19 protein-coding genes are annotated in these 17,569 nt (G+C 71.0%); 18 read left to right on the plus strand and 1 reads right to left on the minus strand.

The features are described from left to right. Nucleotides 1–109: 109 nt before the first annotated feature. From ACIRFL_RS13505 to ffh, 4 genes are all read left to right on the plus strand, one after another. Nucleotides 110–1,447, plus strand: a complete 1,338-nt coding sequence (locus ACIRFL_RS13505; RefSeq protein WP_404027492.1) for an ammonium transporter — start codon at nucleotides 110–112, stop codon at nucleotides 1,445–1,447. Beyond that, nucleotides 1,444–1,782 carry a P-II family nitrogen regulator gene (locus ACIRFL_RS13510; RefSeq protein ID WP_003997576.1) on the plus strand — a complete coding sequence of 113 codons (339 nt, stop codon included), beginning with the start codon at nucleotides 1,444–1,446 and terminating at the stop codon, nucleotides 1,780–1,782. The genes ACIRFL_RS13505 and ACIRFL_RS13510 overlap by 4 nt, the downstream gene beginning before the upstream one ends. A gap of 54 nt (nucleotides 1,783–1,836) precedes the next feature. Next, nucleotides 1,837–4,281 carry a [protein-PII] uridylyltransferase gene (locus ACIRFL_RS13515; protein ID WP_404027495.1) on the plus strand — a complete coding sequence of 815 codons (2,445 nt, stop codon included), beginning with the start codon at nucleotides 1,837–1,839 and terminating at the stop codon, nucleotides 4,279–4,281. A 221-nt stretch (nucleotides 4,282–4,502) separates the two neighbouring features. Continuing rightward, the gene (ffh, locus tag ACIRFL_RS13520) at nucleotides 4,503–6,053 is read left to right on the plus strand and encodes a signal recognition particle protein (RefSeq protein ID WP_404027498.1); all 1,551 of its coding nucleotides are present in this window, start codon (nucleotides 4,503–4,505) and stop codon (nucleotides 6,051–6,053) included. A 193-nt stretch (nucleotides 6,054–6,246) separates the two neighbouring features. Here ffh and ACIRFL_RS13525 read toward each other — a convergent pair whose 3' ends face one another. Then, complete coding sequence (locus ACIRFL_RS13525; protein ID WP_404027500.1) at nucleotides 6,247–7,125, minus strand: SAM-dependent methyltransferase; 879 nt, start codon at nucleotides 7,123–7,125, stop codon at nucleotides 6,247–6,249. Between the two features lie 196 nt (nucleotides 7,126–7,321). On the opposite strand from ACIRFL_RS13525, the gene proS reads away from it, so the two are divergent. The 14 genes from proS to ACIRFL_RS13595 all read left to right on the plus strand — a co-directional run bounded on the left by proS (nucleotide 7,322) and on the right by ACIRFL_RS13595 (nucleotide 17,569). After that, nucleotides 7,322–8,737 (plus strand): proline--tRNA ligase, encoded by a 1,416-nt coding sequence (gene proS / locus ACIRFL_RS13530; RefSeq protein ID WP_404027502.1) that lies wholly within the window; start codon nucleotides 7,322–7,324, stop codon nucleotides 8,735–8,737. A 254-nt stretch (nucleotides 8,738–8,991) separates the two neighbouring features. Beyond that, nucleotides 8,992–9,588 (plus strand): hypothetical protein, encoded by a 597-nt coding sequence (locus ACIRFL_RS13535; RefSeq protein ID WP_388712432.1) that lies wholly within the window; start codon nucleotides 8,992–8,994, stop codon nucleotides 9,586–9,588. Nucleotides 9,589–9,939: 351 nt separating this feature from the next. Then, nucleotides 9,940–10,362, plus strand: coding sequence for a 30S ribosomal protein S16 (gene rpsP, locus ACIRFL_RS13540; RefSeq protein ID WP_404027504.1), 423 nt, complete (start codon nucleotides 9,940–9,942; stop codon nucleotides 10,360–10,362). A 5-nt stretch (nucleotides 10,363–10,367) separates the two neighbouring features. Further along, a complete protein-coding gene (locus ACIRFL_RS13545) occupies nucleotides 10,368–10,607 on the plus strand; it encodes an RNA-binding protein (protein WP_003973401.1) in 240 nt (79 codons plus the stop codon). Between the two features lie 93 nt (nucleotides 10,608–10,700). Then, nucleotides 10,701–11,264 carry a ribosome maturation factor RimM gene (gene rimM / locus ACIRFL_RS13550; RefSeq protein ID WP_404027507.1) on the plus strand — a complete coding sequence of 188 codons (564 nt, stop codon included), beginning with the start codon at nucleotides 10,701–10,703 and terminating at the stop codon, nucleotides 11,262–11,264. Continuing rightward, a complete protein-coding gene (gene trmD, locus ACIRFL_RS13555) occupies nucleotides 11,261–12,094 on the plus strand; it encodes a tRNA (guanosine(37)-N1)-methyltransferase TrmD (protein ID WP_404027510.1) in 834 nt (277 codons plus the stop codon). The genes rimM and trmD overlap by 4 nt, the downstream gene beginning before the upstream one ends. A 135-nt stretch (nucleotides 12,095–12,229) precedes the next feature. Then, nucleotides 12,230–12,580 (plus strand): 50S ribosomal protein L19, encoded by a 351-nt coding sequence (gene rplS, locus ACIRFL_RS13560; RefSeq protein WP_121890862.1) that lies wholly within the window; start codon nucleotides 12,230–12,232, stop codon nucleotides 12,578–12,580. A gap of 45 nt (nucleotides 12,581–12,625) precedes the next feature. Beyond that, a complete protein-coding gene (lepB, locus tag ACIRFL_RS13565) occupies nucleotides 12,626–13,324 on the plus strand; it encodes a signal peptidase I (RefSeq protein ID WP_404027512.1) in 699 nt (232 codons plus the stop codon). After that, on the plus strand, nucleotides 13,317–14,405 hold the full coding sequence (lepB, locus tag ACIRFL_RS13570; protein ID WP_404027515.1) for a signal peptidase I: 1,089 nt from the start codon (nucleotides 13,317–13,319) through the stop codon (nucleotides 14,403–14,405). Before lepB (ACIRFL_RS13565) ends, lepB (ACIRFL_RS13570) begins: the two co-directional genes overlap by 8 nt. Next, entirely contained in the window at nucleotides 14,296–15,276 is a 981-nt protein-coding gene (gene lepB / locus ACIRFL_RS13575; RefSeq protein ID WP_404027517.1) for a signal peptidase I, read from the plus strand. The genes lepB (ACIRFL_RS13570) and lepB (ACIRFL_RS13575) overlap by 110 nt, the downstream gene beginning before the upstream one ends. 109 nt (nucleotides 15,277–15,385) lie before the next feature. Next, the gene (lepB, locus tag ACIRFL_RS13580) at nucleotides 15,386–16,153 is read left to right on the plus strand and encodes a signal peptidase I (protein ID WP_404027520.1); all 768 of its coding nucleotides are present in this window, start codon (nucleotides 15,386–15,388) and stop codon (nucleotides 16,151–16,153) included. After that, nucleotides 16,143–16,667: an NUDIX hydrolase gene (locus ACIRFL_RS13585; RefSeq protein ID WP_404027521.1), complete on the plus strand. Its 525-nt coding sequence runs from the start codon at nucleotides 16,143–16,145 to the stop codon at nucleotides 16,665–16,667. The genes lepB (ACIRFL_RS13580) and ACIRFL_RS13585 overlap by 11 nt, the downstream gene beginning before the upstream one ends. A gap of 56 nt (nucleotides 16,668–16,723) precedes the next feature. Beyond that, nucleotides 16,724–17,032 carry a DUF2469 domain-containing protein gene (locus ACIRFL_RS13590; protein ID WP_003965949.1) on the plus strand — a complete coding sequence of 103 codons (309 nt, stop codon included), beginning with the start codon at nucleotides 16,724–16,726 and terminating at the stop codon, nucleotides 17,030–17,032. Between the two features lie 129 nt (nucleotides 17,033–17,161). Next, entirely contained in the window at nucleotides 17,162–17,569 is a 408-nt protein-coding gene (locus ACIRFL_RS13595) for a YraN family protein (RefSeq protein WP_404027524.1), read from the plus strand.

Raw genomic sequence — 17,569 nt, forward strand, 5'->3', positions numbered from 1 at the left:
CGAAACGGCGCTGCGCCAGTCTCAGGGCGCATAACCGGCCCACCCCTCATGACCGGACCACACTCAGGCTTCGCCCGCACGGGCCGTACCAACCGACGAGGAGACGCCGATGGCACCAGCCATCACGCTTGCCGCGGAGGCACCCAAGCTGTCCGCCGCGGACACAGGCTTCATGCTCATCTGTTCCGCCCTGGTGATGCTCATGACCCCGGGCCTGGCCTTCTTCTACGGGGGCATGGTCCGGGTCAAGAGCACCCTGAACATGCTGATGATGAGTTTCATCAGCCTGGGCATCGTCACCATCCTGTGGGTGCTCTACGGCTTCTCCATGGCCTTCGGCGCCGACAAGGGCTCCATCGTCGGCTGGACCTCCGACTTCGTCGGCTTCAGCGGGATCGACAAGCTGGCCCTCTGGGACGGCTACACCATCCCGGTCTTCGTCTTCGCGGTCTTCCAGCTGATGTTCGCGATCATCACGCCCGCCCTGATAAGCGGCGCCCTCGCGGACCGCGTGAAGTTCTCGGCGTGGGCCGTCTTCCTGGTGCTGTGGGCCACGGTCGTCTACTTCCCGGTGGCGCACTGGGTGTGGGGCTCCGGCGGCTGGGCCTTCGACCTCGGTGTGATCGACTTCGCCGGCGGTACGGCGGTCCACATCAACGCGGGTGCCGCGGCACTCGGCGTGATCCTCGTCATCGGCAAGCGCGTCGGCTTCAAGAAGGACCCGATGCGCCCGCACAGCCTCCCGCTGGTCATGCTCGGCGCCGGTCTGCTGTGGTTCGGCTGGTTCGGCTTCAACGCCGGCTCCTGGCTCGGCAACGAGGACGGCGTCGGCGCGCTGATGTTCGTCAACACCCAGGTCGCCACCGCCGCCGCCATGCTGGCCTGGCTCGCCTACGAGAAGATCAGGCACGGCGCGTTCACCACGCTGGGCGCCGCCTCCGGCGCGGTCGCAGGACTGGTCGCGATCACCCCGTCCGGCGGCGCCGTCTCCCCGCTCGGCGCGATCGCCGTCGGCGCCATCGCCGGCGTCCTGTGCGCGATGGCCGTGGGCCTGAAGTACCGGTTCGGCTACGACGACTCCCTCGACGTGGTCGGCGTCCACATGGTCGGCGGTATCGTCGGCTCCCTGCTCATCGGGTTCTTCGCCAGCGGCAAGGGCCAGTCCGACGTCAAGGGCCTGTTCTACGGCGGCGGCCTGGACCAGTTCTGGAAGCAGTGCGCCGGCGTCTTCGGCGTCCTCGCCTACTCCCTGATCGCCTCGGCTGTCCTCGCCTTCCTCCTCGACAGGACCATCGGCATGCGGGTCACCGAGGATGAAGAGGTCTCCGGCATCGACCAGGCCGAGCACGCCGAGACCGCATACGACTTCAGCGGCGCCGGCGGCGGAGTCGTCGGCACCGCCGCGCCCTCCCTGACCGCCACGCAGAGCAAGAAGGTGGACGCATGAAGCTCATCACCGCCGTCGTCAAGCCCCACCGGCTCGACGAGATCAAGGAAGCCCTGCAGGCCTTCGGGGTGCACGGTCTGACGGTCACCGAGGCGAGCGGCTACGGACGGCAGCGGGGACACACCGAGGTCTACCGGGGCGCCGAGTACACCGTCGACCTGGTACCCAAGATCCGTATCGAGGTGCTGGCCGAGGACGACGACGCCGAGCAGCTGATCGACGTCATCGTCAAGGCGGCCCGCACCGGCAAGATCGGTGACGGCAAGGTCTGGTCCCTGCCGGTCGAGACGGCCGTCCGGGTCCGCACCGGCGAGCGCGGCCCGGACGCCCTCTGACGGACGCGCCGTCCGGTGCAAGGCCGTCCGACGATGAAGGACAGGAGTCGCTGGGTGACGGGTACGGATGGTCGGAAAGACGCGGAGCACTCGGGACCCGGCGGCTACGCGGCGGCCCGGCTGCGCCTCCTCACCGAGGGGGCGCTGTCCGGGCCGCCGCGCCGTGCGGCCCTCGCCGAGCTGACCGACGACTGGCTGAGCGGCCTGTTCAGCGCGGCGGCCGACGGCCTCAGGGGCGTCTGCCTGGTCGCCGTCGGCGGCTACGGCCGCGGCGAGCTGTCCCCGCGCAGCGACCTCGACCTCCTGCTGCTGCACGACGGCGGCGACACCAAGGCGGTCGCCGCCCTGGCCGACCGCATCTGGTACCCGGTCTGGGACCTCGGCCTCGCCCTCGACCACTCCGTGCGTACGCCGTCGGAGGCCCGCAGGACGGCAGGCGACGACCTCAAGGTCCAGCTCGGGCTGCTCGACGCCCGGCACATCGCGGGCGATCTCGGACTCACCACCGCACTGCGCACGGCCGTGCTCGCCGACTGGCGCAACCAGGCGCCGAAACGCCTGCCGGAACTCCAGGAGCTGTGCGCCGAGCGCGCCGCACGCCAGGGGGAGCTGCAGTACCTCCTGGAACCGGACCTCAAGGAGGCCCGCGGCGGCCTCAGGGACGCCACCGCGCTGCGCGCCGTCGCCGCGTCCTGGCTCGCGGACGCGCCCCGCGAGGGCCTGGCGGACGCCCGGCGGCGGCTGCTCGACGTCCGGGACGCGCTGCACCTGGCCACCGGCCGCGCCACCGACCGCCTCGCCCTCCAGGAGCAGGACCAGGTGGCGGCGGACCTGGGCCTGCTGGACGCCGACACACTGCTGCGGCAGGTGTACGAGGCGGCGCGCGTCATCGCGTACGCCAGTGACGTCACCTGGCGCGAAGTGGGGCGCGTACTGCGCTCGCGGGCCGTGCGCCCGCGGCTGCGCGCCATGCTGGGCGGCAAGCCGGTCACCGAACGCTCGCCGCTCGCCGAGGGTGTGGTGGAGCAGGACGGCGAGGTGGTGCTCGCCCGCGCCGCGCGCCCCGAACGCGACCCGGTGCTTCCGCTGCGCGCCGCGGCCGCCGCCGCGCAGGCCGGCCTCCCGCTCTCCCTGCACGCCGTACGGCGCATGGCGGCCACCGTCCGCCCGCTGCCCACGCCCTGGCCCGCCGAGGCCCGCGAACAGCTTGTCACCCTGCTCGGCTCGGGCCGTCCGACGGTGGACGTCTGGGAGGCGCTGGAGGCCGAGGGCCTGGTCACATGGCTGCTGCCGGACTGGGAGCGGGTGCGCTGCCGCCCGCAGCGCAACGCCGTCCATGTGTGGACCGTGGACCGGCACCTGATCGAGACGGCGGTCCGCGCCTCCGAGCTGACCCGCCGGGTGGGCCGCCCCGACCTCCTGCTGGTCGCCGCCCTGCTGCACGACATCGGCAAGGGCTGGCCCGGCGACCACTCGGTGGCCGGCGAGATCATCGCCAAGGACGTGGCCACGCGCATCGGCTTCGACCGCGCCGAGGCCGCCGTGCTCTCCACCCTCGTACGCAATCACCTGCTGCTGATCGAGACCGCCACCCGGCGCGATCTGGAGGACCCCGCCACCGTGCGCGCGGTCGCCGACGCGGTCGGCACCCAGGGCACGCTGGAGCTGCTGCACGCGCTGACCGAGGCGGACGCGCTGGCCACCGGACCGGCCGCCTGGTCGTCCTGGCGCGGCTCCCTGGTCGCCGACCTGGTGAAACGGGTCGCCGCCGTGCTCGCGGGGGACGCACCCGAGGAGCCCGAGCCCGCCGCGCCCACCGCCGAACAGGAACGGCTCGCCATCGAGGCGTTCCGCACCGAAGGACCGGTGCTCGCGCTGCGCGCGCAGACGGAACCGGTCACGGAGGAGCCCGCCGGCGAGCCCGAGCCGCTGGGCGTCGAACTCCTCATCGCGGTGCCCGACCAGCCGGGTGTACTGCCCGCGGTGGCCGGCGTCCTCGCCGTCCACCGCCTCACGGTCCGCACGGCGGAGCTGCGGGCCCTGCGCCTGCCGGACGACGTCGACGACGGCTCGGTACTGCTGCTGAACTGGCGGGTCGCGGCGGAGTACGGATCGCTGCCGCAGGCCGCGCGGCTGCGCGCCGACCTGGTGCGGGCGCTGGACGGCACCCTGGACATCGCGGGCCGCCTCGCCGAACGCGACGCGGCCTACCCGCGCCGCCGCGGCTGGGTGGCCCCGCCGCCACGGGTGACGGTCGCCCCGGCGGCCTCCCACCACGCGACGGTGATCGAGGTGCGGGCCCAGGACGCGCCCGGGCTGCTGTACCGGATCGGGATGGCCCTGGAGAAGGCGGGGGTGCGGGTACGCAGCATGCATGTGTCGACGCTGGGCTCCAACGCGGTGGACGCGTTCTACGTCACGACGGACGCGGGCACGCCGCTGCCGGCTCAGGACGCGGCATCGACGGCCCGGGCACTGGAGGAGACGCTGCGCGCGTGACCTTGCGGGCGGCTGTGCGTTTACCGGACGTGGCTCCCCACTGACGTGGGGATGGTCCGCTGGTTGAGCGGTTCTCGGAGGCACGGAACATATGCTCCCTGCATCTGCGGGGTTTGCGGTCTCGCCTGCTCTTCACAGCGGGCGGGACCGATTCGCTCGCAGGGCCGGATACCCTGGAGGGCAGCCCCCGACCGACTCCGACCCCGAGGACCGACGCCACCGTGTTCGATACCCTCTCCGACCGCCTCAGCGCGACTTTCAAAAACCTCCGCGGCAAGGGCAGGTTGTCCGAGGCGGACATCGACGCCACGGCGCGCGAGATCCGCATCGCGCTCCTCGAAGCGGACGTGGCACTGCCCGTCGTGCGGACGTTCATCAAGAACGTCAAGGAGCGGGCCCTCGGCGCCGACGTCTCCCGGGCGCTGAACCCCGCCCAACAGGTCCTGAAAATCGTCAACGACGAGCTGGTCACCGTCCTCGGCGGCGAGACCCGCCGGCTGCGCTTCGCCAAGCAGCCGCCCACCGTGATCATGCTGGCCGGCCTCCAGGGCGCCGGTAAGACCACCCTCGCGGGCAAGCTCGGCCGCTGGCTCCAGGAGCAGGGCCACTCGCCGCTGCTCGTCGCCGCCGACCTCCAGCGCCCGAACGCCGTCAACCAGCTCAGTGTCGTCGCCGAGCGCGCCGGCGTCGCGGTCTACGCGCCCGAGCCGGGCAACGGCGTCGGCGACCCGGTCAAGGTCGCCAAGGACTCCATCGACCACGCGAAGTCCAAGGTCCACGACATCGTGATCGTGGACACCGCCGGCCGCCTCGGCATCGACCAGGAGATGATGCAGCAGGCCGCGGACATCCGCGATGCCGTCAGCCCCGACGAGATCCTCTTCGTCGTCGACGCGATGATCGGCCAGGACGCCGTCAACACCGCCGAGGCCTTCCGTGACGGCGTCGGCTTCGACGGCGTGGTGCTCTCCAAGCTCGACGGCGACGCCCGCGGCGGTGCGGCCCTGTCGATCCGGCAGATCACCGGCAAGCCGATCATGTTCGCGTCGAACGGGGAGAAGCTGGAGGACTTCGACGCCTTCCACCCGGACCGGATGGCCTCCCGCATCCTCGACATGGGTGACCTGCTCACCCTGATCGAGCAGGCGGAGAAGACGTTCAGCCAGGAAGAGGCCGAGAAGATGGCCTCCAAGCTGGCGTCCAAGAAGGGCCAGGACTTCACCCTGGACGACTTCCTGGCCCAGATGGAGCAGGTCAGGAAGATGGGCAGCATCAGCAAGCTGCTCGGGATGCTGCCCGGCATGGGGCAGATCAAGGACCAGATCAACAACCTGGACGAGCGGGACGTCGACCGCACCGCCGCGATCATCAAGTCGATGACCCCGGGGGAGCGCCAGGACCCCACGATCATCAACGGCTCGCGCCGCGCTCGGATCGCCAAGGGTTCCGGTGTCGAGGTCAGCGCGGTCAAGGGGCTTGTCGAACGGTTCTTCGAGGCGCGCAAGATGATGTCCCGGATGGCCCAGGGTGGCGGCATGCCCGGCATGCCGGGGATCCCGGGTATGGGCGGCGGCCCTGGCCGGACCAAGAAGCAGCCGAAGAAGGCCAAGGGCAAGCAGCGCTCGGGCAATCCGATGAAGCGCAAGCAGCAGGAACTGGAGGCGGCCCAGCGGCGGGAGGCCGCGGCCCAGCAGGGCGGCGCCTTCGGCCTGCCGCAGCAGGGCGGGCAGGAGTTCGAACTGCCGGACGAGTTCAAGAAGTTCATGGGCTGAGGCCGCGCCACGACCGTGAGGGCGTCCCTCCCGCTTCGGCGGGAAGGACGCCCTCGGCGTTGACCGGCTGCGGGGGGACTCGACCCGGCACCACGTCACCGTGGCGGCGAAGCCGGTCGTCCGGCACCGCGGGATTCCGGCCAAAGTGCTGCCGGCCGTGTGCGTCGTCCGCTGTCCGCCCCGGGCCGGGCGGCTACGGAACGCGGGCGATCAGATAGCGCAGGACGTTCGGCATCCACACCGTCCCGTCCTGCCGCCGATGGGGATGCAGCGTCTCCCGGAGTTCCTTGTCCACCTGCTCCTGGTCGGTGGCCGCGATCGCCGCGTCGAACAGCCCCGTCGACAGCAGTCCGCGTACCGCGCTGTCGAGGTCCGCGTACCCGAACGGGCAGGCCACCCGCCCCGAACCGTCCGGCCGCAGGCCGGCCCGCTGGGCGGCCTCCTCCAGGTCGTCGCGCCGGGCCGGTCGCCAACTGTCCGCGCCGCGCAGGGGATCGGCCAGCTTGGCGGCCACCCGCAGCACGGTGGAGGTGGCACAGCGCTCCGGCGGGCCCCAGCCGGTCAGCACCACGGCCGCCCCGCGCTCGGCGAGCGGCACCGCGTCGGTGAGCAGGTCGCCGAGTTCCGCGGCGTCGCCCGCCGTGCACCCGATCGGCTGGAAGGCGGTCACCAGGGTGAACGCGGGCGTCTGTGCGTCGGCGGCGTCCGCGGGCCCGCCGTCGACGATTCGGGCGCGCGCACGCGCGCGGGTACGCCATGGCGTCTGCGATGTCTCGTGGGTCTCCGGCAGCAGACGTTGCCGGGCGAGGGCGAGCAGTTCCGGACGGCCGGCGTCCACGCCGGTCACCATGGCCCCTCGGGACGCTGCCGTCAGCAGGGCGAGCCCGGAACCGCAGCGAAGGCCCAGCAGCCTGGTGGCGGGGCCCACTTCTAGACGTTCGTAGACGGACTCGTGGAGCGGGACCAGCATCCGCTCCTGGATCTCGGACCAGTCACGCGCGCGTGCACCCCGGTCCGTACGGGGCGCGGGCCCCGCGGGGGACGGGTGCTGCCGCACGAGCGTAGGTGTCATGGATAAGCGCCCCAATCCGCCGAAGGTTGCCGGTGTGCGCGTTGCGTGGCCCCCGTGCCGTGCTCGCACTCTCCACGTATGCCAGGTAACTCCCGGCTCGCGACGGCGTCCAGGGGTCGTGGGGCCCGGTGTGCGGTGTCCGGGCGGCTGTGGCGAGAATTCACATCCCGGCAACGTGGACCCGTACCATCGCGCCATGGCAAAGGCACCCGTTCTCACACCCCGGGCGGTCGACTTCCCCCGCTGGTACCAGGATCTGATCAACAAGGCCGAGCTGGCCGACAACGGTCCGGTGCGCGGCACCATGGTGATCCGACCGTACGGGTACGGGCTGTGGGAGCGGATGCAGGCCGAGATGGACGCCCGGATCAAGGAGGCCGGTGCCGCCAACGCCTACTTCCCGCTGTTCATCCCGCAGTCGTATCTGACCCGGGAGGTCGAGCACGTCGAGGGTTTCGCGCCGGAGCTGGCCGTCGTCACCCACGGCGGCGGCAAGGAGCTGGAGGAGCCCGTCGTCGTCCGGCCCACCTCGGAGACGATCGTCAACGACTACTTCGCCAAGTGGGTGCAGAGCTACCGCGATCTGCCGCTGCTGATCAACCAGTGGGCGAACGTGGTGCGTTGGGAGCTGCGCCCGCGGGTGTTCCTGCGGACGACGGAGTTCCTGTGGCAGGAGGGCCACACCGCGCACGCCACCTACGAGGACGCGCGCGACTACGCGGCGCACATCCACCGGAACGTGTACGCCGACTTCATGGAGAACGTCCTCGCCATGGACGTCCTGCCGGGCCGCAAGACCGCACGTGAGCGGTTCGCCGGCGCCATCAACACCCTCACCCTGGAGGGCATGATGGGCGACGGCAAGGCCCTGCAGCTGGGCACCAGCCATGAACTCGGCCAGAACTTCGCCAAGGTCTTCCACACCCAGTACCTGTCGAAGGACGGCCGGCAGGAGTATGTGTGGCAGACCTCCTGGGGCTCCACCACCCGCATGATCGGCGCCCTGGTGATGATGCACGGCGACGACGACGGGCTGCGCGTCCCGCCCCGCCTGGCGCAGACCCAGGCCGTCGTGCTCGCGGTCAAGGACGACGAGGCGGTCCTGGCCGAGGTCCGCGAGATCGGCGACCGGTTGAAGGCGGCCGGGATCCGGGTCCGGGTGGACGACCGCACGGACACCCCGTTCGGCCGGCGCGCCGTCGACTGGGAGCTGAAGGGTGTGCCGGTCCGCATCGAGGTCGGCCCGCGTGACCTGGAGAACGGCACGGCGATGCTGGCCCGCCGGATCCCCGGTGGCAAGGCGCCGGTCGCCCTGGACGCGCTGGCCGGGCTGCTTCCGAAGATCCTCGAAGAGGACCAGGCGCTGCTCCTGAGACAGGCCAGGCAGCGCCGCGAGTCCCGCACCAGCGACGTGACCAGCGTCGAGGAGGCCGTCGAGGCCGTCGGCGCCGGCGGCTGGGCGCGCATCCCGTGGGCCGATCTCGGCGAGGAGGGCGAGGCCAGGCTCGCCGAGCACGCCGTCACCGTACGGTGTCTGGTCGCCGCGGACGGGTCGGTGCCGGACGCGGACGACGCCCCCGGTAACGTCGCGGTCGTCGCGCGCGCATACTGAGACCGCGGCCGCGAGAGCGACCGAAACGTCTCTTGCGCACCAGCCGACGCCGGCCGCCCCGGCGCGCGGACACGGTCCGCGCGCCGGGTTCTACGTCGGACTACGTACCGGCTTGGTACGAGCTGTTCCGCTTCTGTGCAGATCAGCGCACCCGCCCTCGTCAGGACGCATCAGCGGCAACTGACGGGTACGTGCAAATTATTTGGGATGCCCCGGAATCGGAACACAGCGGCACTCTGGCTCGTTGTCATTACGTGAGCACGACACAGACACCACCTGTTCTCGCCGCAGAGCTGGCGCAGGCGTGGGCCGACATTCAGCGGTACCACCCCGAGCTGCCGGACCTTGCCGCGCCAGAGTCCCTGATCGGAGAGTCGTCGTCCGCGTGCGGACACGAACTCTCCTTCGAGCGACTGCTCCATGAGGCAGTCCATGGCATCGCCGCCGCCCGCGGCGTACGCGACACCTCCCGAGCCGGCCGCTACCACAACCGGAGATTCCTCGCCATCGCCGAGGAGCTGGGTCTGGACCATCCCGACGAACCGCATCCCAGCAGCGGTTTCTCGCTGGTCACGCTCAACCCCGAGGCGAAGCGGCGCTACCGCCCGACCATGGAGCGGCTCCAGCGCGCCCTCAAGGCCCACATGGCGGCCACCTCGGCGGACACCTCCCGCACCTTCCGCGGGCCTGCCGCACGTCACGGGTCCTCCGGGGGCGGTGTCCGCGTCAAGGCCGTCTGCGACTGCGGGCGCAACGTCCGGGTGGTCCCGTCGGTGCTGGCGCAGGCGCCGATCGTGTGCGGCGGCTGCGGCAAGCCGTTCCGGATCCCGGAGGTCGTGGGAGCGGCGTAATCCACCGGCCGCTGCACACCGGCATCTCGTGGGTGCCGGAAGTGGCCTCGCCGACCGCGTCGGCCCGTGCCGGGGGCGGCACGGGCCGACGCGGTCGGCAACCGCAGGGCACCGGGCAGCGCACCCGACGTGACTCACTCCCACGCCGGGTGCCGCTGCGGGCTGCCCGCGGGCACTCCCGCCTGGCCGAGAGCGGCCCGCAGGGTGTGGCACAATGGCTAGCTGTACTCGACAGCCGCACAGGACCCCTCTCTCCTCCGGCTGACGCGTCCATCGGGCCACTCGGGCACCGCAACCCCACGCGGCATCTCGTTGTGCCCCACCACGTCAAATCCAGGAGAACCCACTCCCGTGGCAGTCAAGATCAAGCTGAAGCGTCTGGGCAAGATCCGTTCGCCTCACTACCGCATCGTCGTCGCCGACTCCCGTACCCGCCGTGACGGCCGGGCCATCGAGGAGATCGGCAAGTACCACCCGACCTACCACCCGTCGGTCATCGAGGTGGACGCCGAGCGTGTGGCGTACTGGCTCGGTGTCGGCGCGCAGCCGACCGAGCCCGTGCTCGCCATCCTGAAGAAGACCGGCGACTGGCAGAAGTTCAAGGGCGAGCCCGCTCCGGCGCCGCTGCTCGTCGCCGAGCCGAAGACCACGCGTCCGTCGTTCGAGGCGCTCGGCGGCGAGGACGAGGGCAAGGGTGAGGCGATCACCCAGAAGAAGAAGGCCGAGAAGAAGGACGAGGCCGCCGCCGAGTCCTCCGAGTCGACCGGGGCCTGAGCAGCATGCTCGAAGAGGCGCTTGAGCACCTCGTGAAGGGCATCGTCGACAACCCCGACGATGTGCAGGTCGCCTCGCGCAACCTGCGTCGCGGGCGCGTCCTGGAGGTCCGGGTGCACCCCGACGACCTCGGCAAGGTGATCGGCCGCAACGGCCGCACCGCACGCGCCCTGCGCACCGTCGTGGGTGCCATCGGCGGCCGCGGAGTCCGCGTCGACCTCGTCGACGTCGACCACGTCCGCTGACGCTTTTCGCAACCGGCTCGGGCCGGGGAGGGCCACTGGGCCCTCCCCGGCCCGCAGTCGTATGAGCAGGAGACCGACAGGAGAATTGGACACGTGCAGCTGGTAGTCGCACGGATCGGCCGTGCCCATGGCATCAAGGGTGAGGTCACCGTCGAGGTACGCACCGACGAACCGGAACTCAGGCTCGCGCCCGGTGCCGTGCTCGCCACCGATCCCGCCGCCGCGGGACCGCTCACCATCGAGACGGGCCGCGTCCACAGCGGCCGTCTGCTCCTGCGCTTCGCGGGCGTCCAGGACCGCAACGCCGCCGAAGCCCTCCGCAACACCCTCCTGATCGCCGAGATCGACCCGGACGAAGTGCCCGAGGGCGAGGACGAGTACTACGACCACCAGTTGATCGACCTCGACGTGGTCACCGAGGACGGCACGCAGGTGGGCCGGATCACCGAGGTCTCGCACCTGCCCTCGCAGGACCTGCTCATCGTGGAGCGGCCCGATGGCAGCGAGGTGCTGATCCCCTTCGTCGAGGAGATCGTCACCGAGGTCGACCTGGCGGAGCAGAAGGCCGTCATCGCGCCCCCGCCCGGCCTCATCGACGACCGCGCGGACGAAGTCGCCGAGGGACGCGGTGCCGAGCCGGGGGACGGCGGCGCATGAGGCTCGACGTCGTCACGATCTTCCCCGAGTACCTGGAACCGCTGAACGTCTCCCTCGTCGGCAAGGCACGCGCGCGCGGGCAGCTGAACGTGCACGTGCACGACCTGCGGGCCTGGACGTACGACCGCCACAACACGGTCGACGACACTCCGTACGGCGGCGGCCCCGGCATGGTCATGAAGACCGAGCCGTGGGGGCACGCGCTGGACACGGTGCTGGCCGACGGCTACGAGACCGGCTCCCACGCGCCCGCGCTGATCGTGCCCACGCCGAGCGGCCGGCCCTTCACCCAGGAACTGGCCGTCGAACTCTCCGAACGCCCCTGGCTGATCTTCGCGCCCGCCCGCTACGAGGGCATCGACCGGCGCGTCACGGACGAGTACGCGACCCGGATGCCGGTGTACGAGGTGTCCATCGGTGACTATGTGCTGGCCGGCGGGGAGGCGGCCGTCCTCGTGGTCACCGAGGCCGTGGCGCGGCTGCTGCCCGGCGTCCTCGGCAACGCCGAGTCCCACCGGGACGACTCGTTCGCGCCCGGCGCGATGGCCGGCCTCCTGGAGGGCCCCGTCTACACCAAGCCGCCCGTCTGGCGCGGCCGTGACATCCCGGACGTGCTGCTCAGCGGCCACCACGGGAAGATCGCCCGCTGGCGCCGGGACGAGGCCCTGAAGCGCACCACGGCCAACCGGCCCGACCTCATCGAGCGCTGCGACCCCAAGACCTTCGACAAGAAGGACCGCGAAATGCTCTCCATCCTGGGCTGGGCACCCGACCCGGACGGGGAGCCGTACGGCCGATTTTGGCGCAGGCCACAGGGCATGGAACAATAGGCGGCTGTTGTGCGTCCGTCCGGCGTGCGCCCCTGCCACAGGGGGACACGACGCCCGCCCCGAACCGCACGGCCCACCTTCCGAACATCTAGTTCCCGTCGATGACCTGTGGCATCGACGAAGAAAGCAGACGACATGTCTCACCTGCTCGACTCCGTCGACTCCGCGTCGCTGCGCAGCGACGTCCCGGCCTTCCGCCCGGGTGACACCGTCAACGTGCACGTCCGCGTCATCGAGGGCAACCGCTCCCGTGTGCAGCAGTTCAAGGGCGTGGTGATCCGCCGCCAGGGCTCCGGTGTCCGCGAGACCTTCACGGTCCGCAAGGTCTCCTTCTCCGTCGGCGTCGAGCGCACCTTCCCGGTGCACACCCCGATTGTGGAGAAGATCGAGCTGGTCACCAAGGGTGACGTGCGCCGCGCCAAGCTGTACTACCTCCGTGACCTGCGCGGCAAGGCCGCGAAGATCAAGGAGAAGCGCGAGAACTGAACGCTCGTCGGAGTTCGCGGCGGGGCCGGATAGCATCAGCCCCCGATGGACACCGAAGCACAGCCGACGCAACGCGACCGCACCTCCAGACCCGGCACCACGGGCACGGAGGGACGGTCGCGTTTCGCGTTGGTCTCGCGGTTCACCGACTGGCTGCCCGGCGGACGGATCACCCTCACCCTCTCCGTCTGCCTGCTGTTCCTGCTGCTCCTCAACACGTTCGTGGCGCAGCCGTTCCAGATCCCGAGCGGATCCATGGAAGGCGGATTGAGGATCGGGGACCGCGTCGTCGTAAATAAGTTGGCGTACCGTTTCGGTGCCGAACCGCGGCGCGGTGACGTCGTCGTGTTCGACGGAACCGGGTATTTCGGGGACGCGGACTACATCAAACGCGTTGTAGGTGTGGGCGGAGACCATGTGGTGTGCTGCGACAAGGAGGGGAGGATCGAAGTGAACGGCCGAGCGGTCGACGAGACGGCGTTCCTCTACCCCGGGGACAGCCCGTCCACCGTGCCGTTCGACGTCGTGGTGCCCGCGGGCAGGCTGTTCGTCCTCGGCGACCACCGCAGCGACTCCAGCGACTCCCGTGACCACCTCGGCTCCCCGGGCGGAGGCATGGTCCCCGTCGGCGAGGTGATCGGACGCGCCGACTGGATCGCCTGGCCCTTCGGCCACTGGACCCACCTGCACCGCCCGGCCGCCTACGCGCGCGTGCCCGCCGCCGCGGAGGACACGCATGGGTAACCGGGGCAGGCCGCGCGGTGTGCCCAGCGGCGCCGCCGACAACCTGCTGCCCACCGGCGCCCGGCGCGCGGCCGGCCCCGGCAGTGGCCGCACCCGCGCGGAGCGGCGCAAGCTCCAGCGCAAGGTCAAGCGCAAGCGCAGACGCAGCGCGGTGCGTGAAATACCGCTGCTGGTCGGTGTGGCCGTGCTGATAGCGCTGGTCCTGAAGACCTTCCTCGTCCAGGCCTTCGTGATCCCGTCGGGCTCCATGGAGCAGACGATCCGGATCGGCGACCGCGTCCTGGTCGACAAGCTCACCCCGTGGTTCGGTTCCAAGCCGGAGCGCGGGGACGTCGTCGTCTTCCACGACCCGGGCGGCTGGCTGGCCGACGAGCAGACCACCAAGAAGAACGACCCCGTCGGCGTCAAGCAGATCAAGGAAGGGCTCACCTTCATCGGTCTGCTGCCCTCCGACGACGAGAAGGACCTGATCAAGCGGGTCATCGGCGTCGGCGGCGACCACGTCAAGTGCTGCGACGCACAGGGCCGGGTGACCGTCAACGGCGTCCCCCTGGCCGAGACGGACTACCTGTACCCCGGCAGCGCGCCCTCCGCGACGCCGTTCGACGTCACCGTCCCCAAGGGGCGGCTGTGGGTGATGGGCGACCACCGCGACAACTCCGCGGACTCGCGCGCCCACCAGGACACCGGCTACGGCGGGACGGTCTCCGTGGACTCCGTGGTCGGCCGGGCCATGGTCATCGGCTGGCCCATCGGCCACTGGTCCAGCCTGACCGAACCTAAAACCTTCGCAAGCGTGTCGAACTCCGTGTCGGGGTCGACCGCGGCTCCCCCGCCGTCGCATAGGGTTGCCTCCGACGATCCGAACGGAATGATCCAGCTCCCGACTCCTGCGGAACTCCCGCTCGTTATGGGAGTGGTGGGCCTGCACCGTACCCGGAGCAGGCGGCGGCACAGAGTAAGGAGTTGGCGTGGGGGATGTGGCGGTCGGCGCACGGTCGGGACACGACGGCGAGGAACACCGCGGGCGCCCCGTGGAAGCAGACGGCCCCACCTCGGGCGGCGCCGTGACCTCAGGTGATGACGCGGGGGCGGCGCAGGACGCCGCTGCCGACGGGGAGCCCCCGGTGGACGGCGCCGCGGGGCGTGGCGATGCGGCCCCCGGGCCGAAGAAGCCGCGCTCCTTCTGGAAGGAACTGCCGATCCTGATCGGCATCGCGCTGGTGCTCGCGCTGCTGATCAAGACGTTCCTGGTGCAGGCGTTCTCGATCCCGTCGGACTCGATGCAGAACACCCTGCAGCAGGGGGACCGTGTCCTGGTCGACAAGCTCACCCCGTGGTTCGGCTCCGAGCCGGAGCGCGGCGAGGTCGTCGTCTTCCACGACCCGGACAACTGGCTGGCAGGCGAGCCCACGCCCACTCCGAACGCCATGCAGAAGGTCCTCAGCTGGATCGGCCTGATGCCGTCCGCGGAGGAGAAGGACCTGATCAAGCGGGTCGTCGGCGTCGGCGGTGACACGGTCGAGTGCAAGAACACCGGCCCGCTGCTGATCAACGGCAAGGCGCTGAACGAGCCGTATGTCTACCCCGGCAACACCCCGTGCAGCATGGACGACCAGGGCGGCCAGTTCAAGGTGAAGATCCCCGAGGGCTACCTGTGGGTGATGGGCGACCACCGCCAGAACTCCCGTGACTCCCGCTACAACCAGTCCGACAAGAACCACGGCATGGTCCCGGTCGACAAGGTCGTCGGCCGTGCCATCGTCAAGGCCTGGCCGATCAACCGCTGGGGCACCCTGCCGGTCCCGGACACCTTCGACCAGTCCGGCCTCGACCAGCGGTCCTCCGGCGCCGCCTCGCTGTCGGTGGCACCCGAGGGCGTCGCGCTCGTGGGCGTGCTGCCCGTGGCGGTGTGGCGCCGCCGGCGCGCCACGGCGAGCCGCACCCGCTGAGCGCCGGCCCGGCCCGTACGTCTGGGGAAGCCTGGGTCCGGTCCCGCTCCCGAACGAGTCGGGAGGGAGGCTGGGCCCGCTTCGGTACCGCCGGGTAGGGTGCGGGTCCATGGGTGGCGAGAGCACGACACACACGGCCCCGCGCGGCACCGGCGCTGAGCGCATCGGCAGCCCGCTCGGCCAGCGGCTGTCAGGGGTGGCCGTGGCACTGGGCCTGGTGCTGTTCCTCGGCGGATTCGCGTGGGGAGCGGTGGTCTACCGGCCCTACACCGTGCCCACGACCTCGATGGCCCCGACGATCGACGCCGGTGACCGGGTCCTCGCGCAGCGCGTCGACGGCGGCGAGATACGCCGGGGCGACGTCGTCGTCTTCCGCGACACGAACTGGGTGACCAACTCCGACGTGGTCAAGCGGGTGGTCGCGGTCGGCGGCGACACCGTCGGCTGCTGCACGGACGGCAAGCTGACCGTCAACGGCAGACAGATCGAGGAGCCCTACCTCCCCAAGGGCAGCCTCGCCGAGATCACGGACTTCCCGACCGTCAAGGTCCCCGAGGGCCGCCTCTTCCTCCTCGGCGACGAACGGCAGGGCTCGCTGGACTCCACCGCCCACCTCACCGACGCCGCCCGCGGCACCGTCGCCCGCGGTGCCGTGTCCGCCCGCGTCGACGCCGTGGCCTGGCCCATGAAGGGCATGCTCAAAACCCCCACCGGCTTCGAGGCCCTTGGCACCCTCTCCGCGCCGGGCCCGCTGCGCACCATCGTCGTCCTGATCGTCGTCGGCGCCGTCCTGGTCCTCGGCGGCGCCGCCTACGGGCCGGTCGCGGGGCGGCTGGGCCGCTCCCGTACCCGCCGGGAGCCCGCCGGTGTCCACTGAGGCCCGGGACGCGGGCGAGGACGCGTACGCGGGCGGTCTGCGCAGGGTCGCCCGGGTGGTGCTGCTGGACCCCGACGACCGCATCCTGCTGCTGCACGGCCACGAACCGGACGACCCGGCCGACGACTGGTGGTTCACGCCCGGCGGGGGCCTGGAGGGCGACGAGACCCGCGAGCAGGCCGCGCTGCGGGAGCTGGCCGAGGAGACCGGCATCACCGATGTCGCACTCGGTCCGGTGCTGTGGCGGCGGCGGTGCTCCTTCCCGTTCGCCGGCCGCCGCTGGGACCAGGACGAGTGGTACTACCTGGCCCGTACGGCGCAGACGGCGACCGAGGCGGTGGCCCTGACGGAGCTGGAGCGGCGCAGCGTCGTCGGAGCGCGTTGGTGGACGTGTCGGGAACTGGCCCGGTCGCATGAGACGGTGTACCCGACCAGACTCGCCGAGTTGCTGCGGACGCTGCTCGACGAAGGTCCCCCGGCCGGTCCCATAACCCTTGACACGGAAATCGTCTAGAGGCGCGCGGAACTGGCGCACAATGGTGGGATCGCACGGCTGAAGGGGAACATGCCATGAGCGCCGAGGACCTCGAAAAGTACGAGACCGAGATGGAGCTGAAGCTCTACCGGGAGTACCGCGATGTCGTCGGTCTGTTCAAATACGTGATCGAGACCGAGCGGCGCTTCTACCTCACCAACGACTACGAGATGCAGGTGCACTCGGTGCAGGGTGAGGTCTTCTTCGAGGTGTCCATGGCGGACGCCTGGGTCTGGGACATGTACCGCCCGGCCCGTTTCGTGAAGCAGGTGCGCGTCCTGACGTTCAAGGACGTGAACATCGAGGAGCTGAACAAGAGCGATCTGGAGCTGCCGGGCGGGTGAAGGTCTCCCCGCGGCTGAGACTCGGGTCCCCGCACGGGTGACGGGGTTGTCCACAACCGGCGGGTAACCCACCAAGATCAACTGCTTGCGGCCGGGTGCGCGACGGTGGGCGTCGGAGGTGGTGCCCACATGAACGCACAGCACAAGCGCCGGTCACAGCAGCCGCAGCGGCCGGATCAGGCACGCAACGCACTCGGCAGGTACGGCGAGGATCTGGCCGTCCGGCGGCTGACCGACGCCGGGATGACGGTCCTGGAGCGCAACTGGCGCTGCGGCAGGTCCGGCGAGATCGACATCGTGGCCCGGGACGGGGACGCGCTCGTCGTCTGCGAGGTCAAGACGCGCCGCGGCGGGTGCTACGAGCATCCGATGGCCGCGGTGACGCCGGAGAAGGCGGAACGCCTGCGTGACCTCGCGGAACGCTGGATCCAGAGCCACGGCGGCGCCCCGCCCGGCGGCGTCCGCATCGACCTGGTCGGAGTCCTCCTCCCGGACCGCGGCGCCCCCCTGGTCGAACACGCACGGGGGGTGGCCTGA

It is taken from the genome of Streptomyces sp. NPDC102462 (assembly GCF_044765425.1).
Classification (GTDB): Bacteria; Actinomycetota; Actinomycetes; order Streptomycetales; family Streptomycetaceae; genus Streptomyces.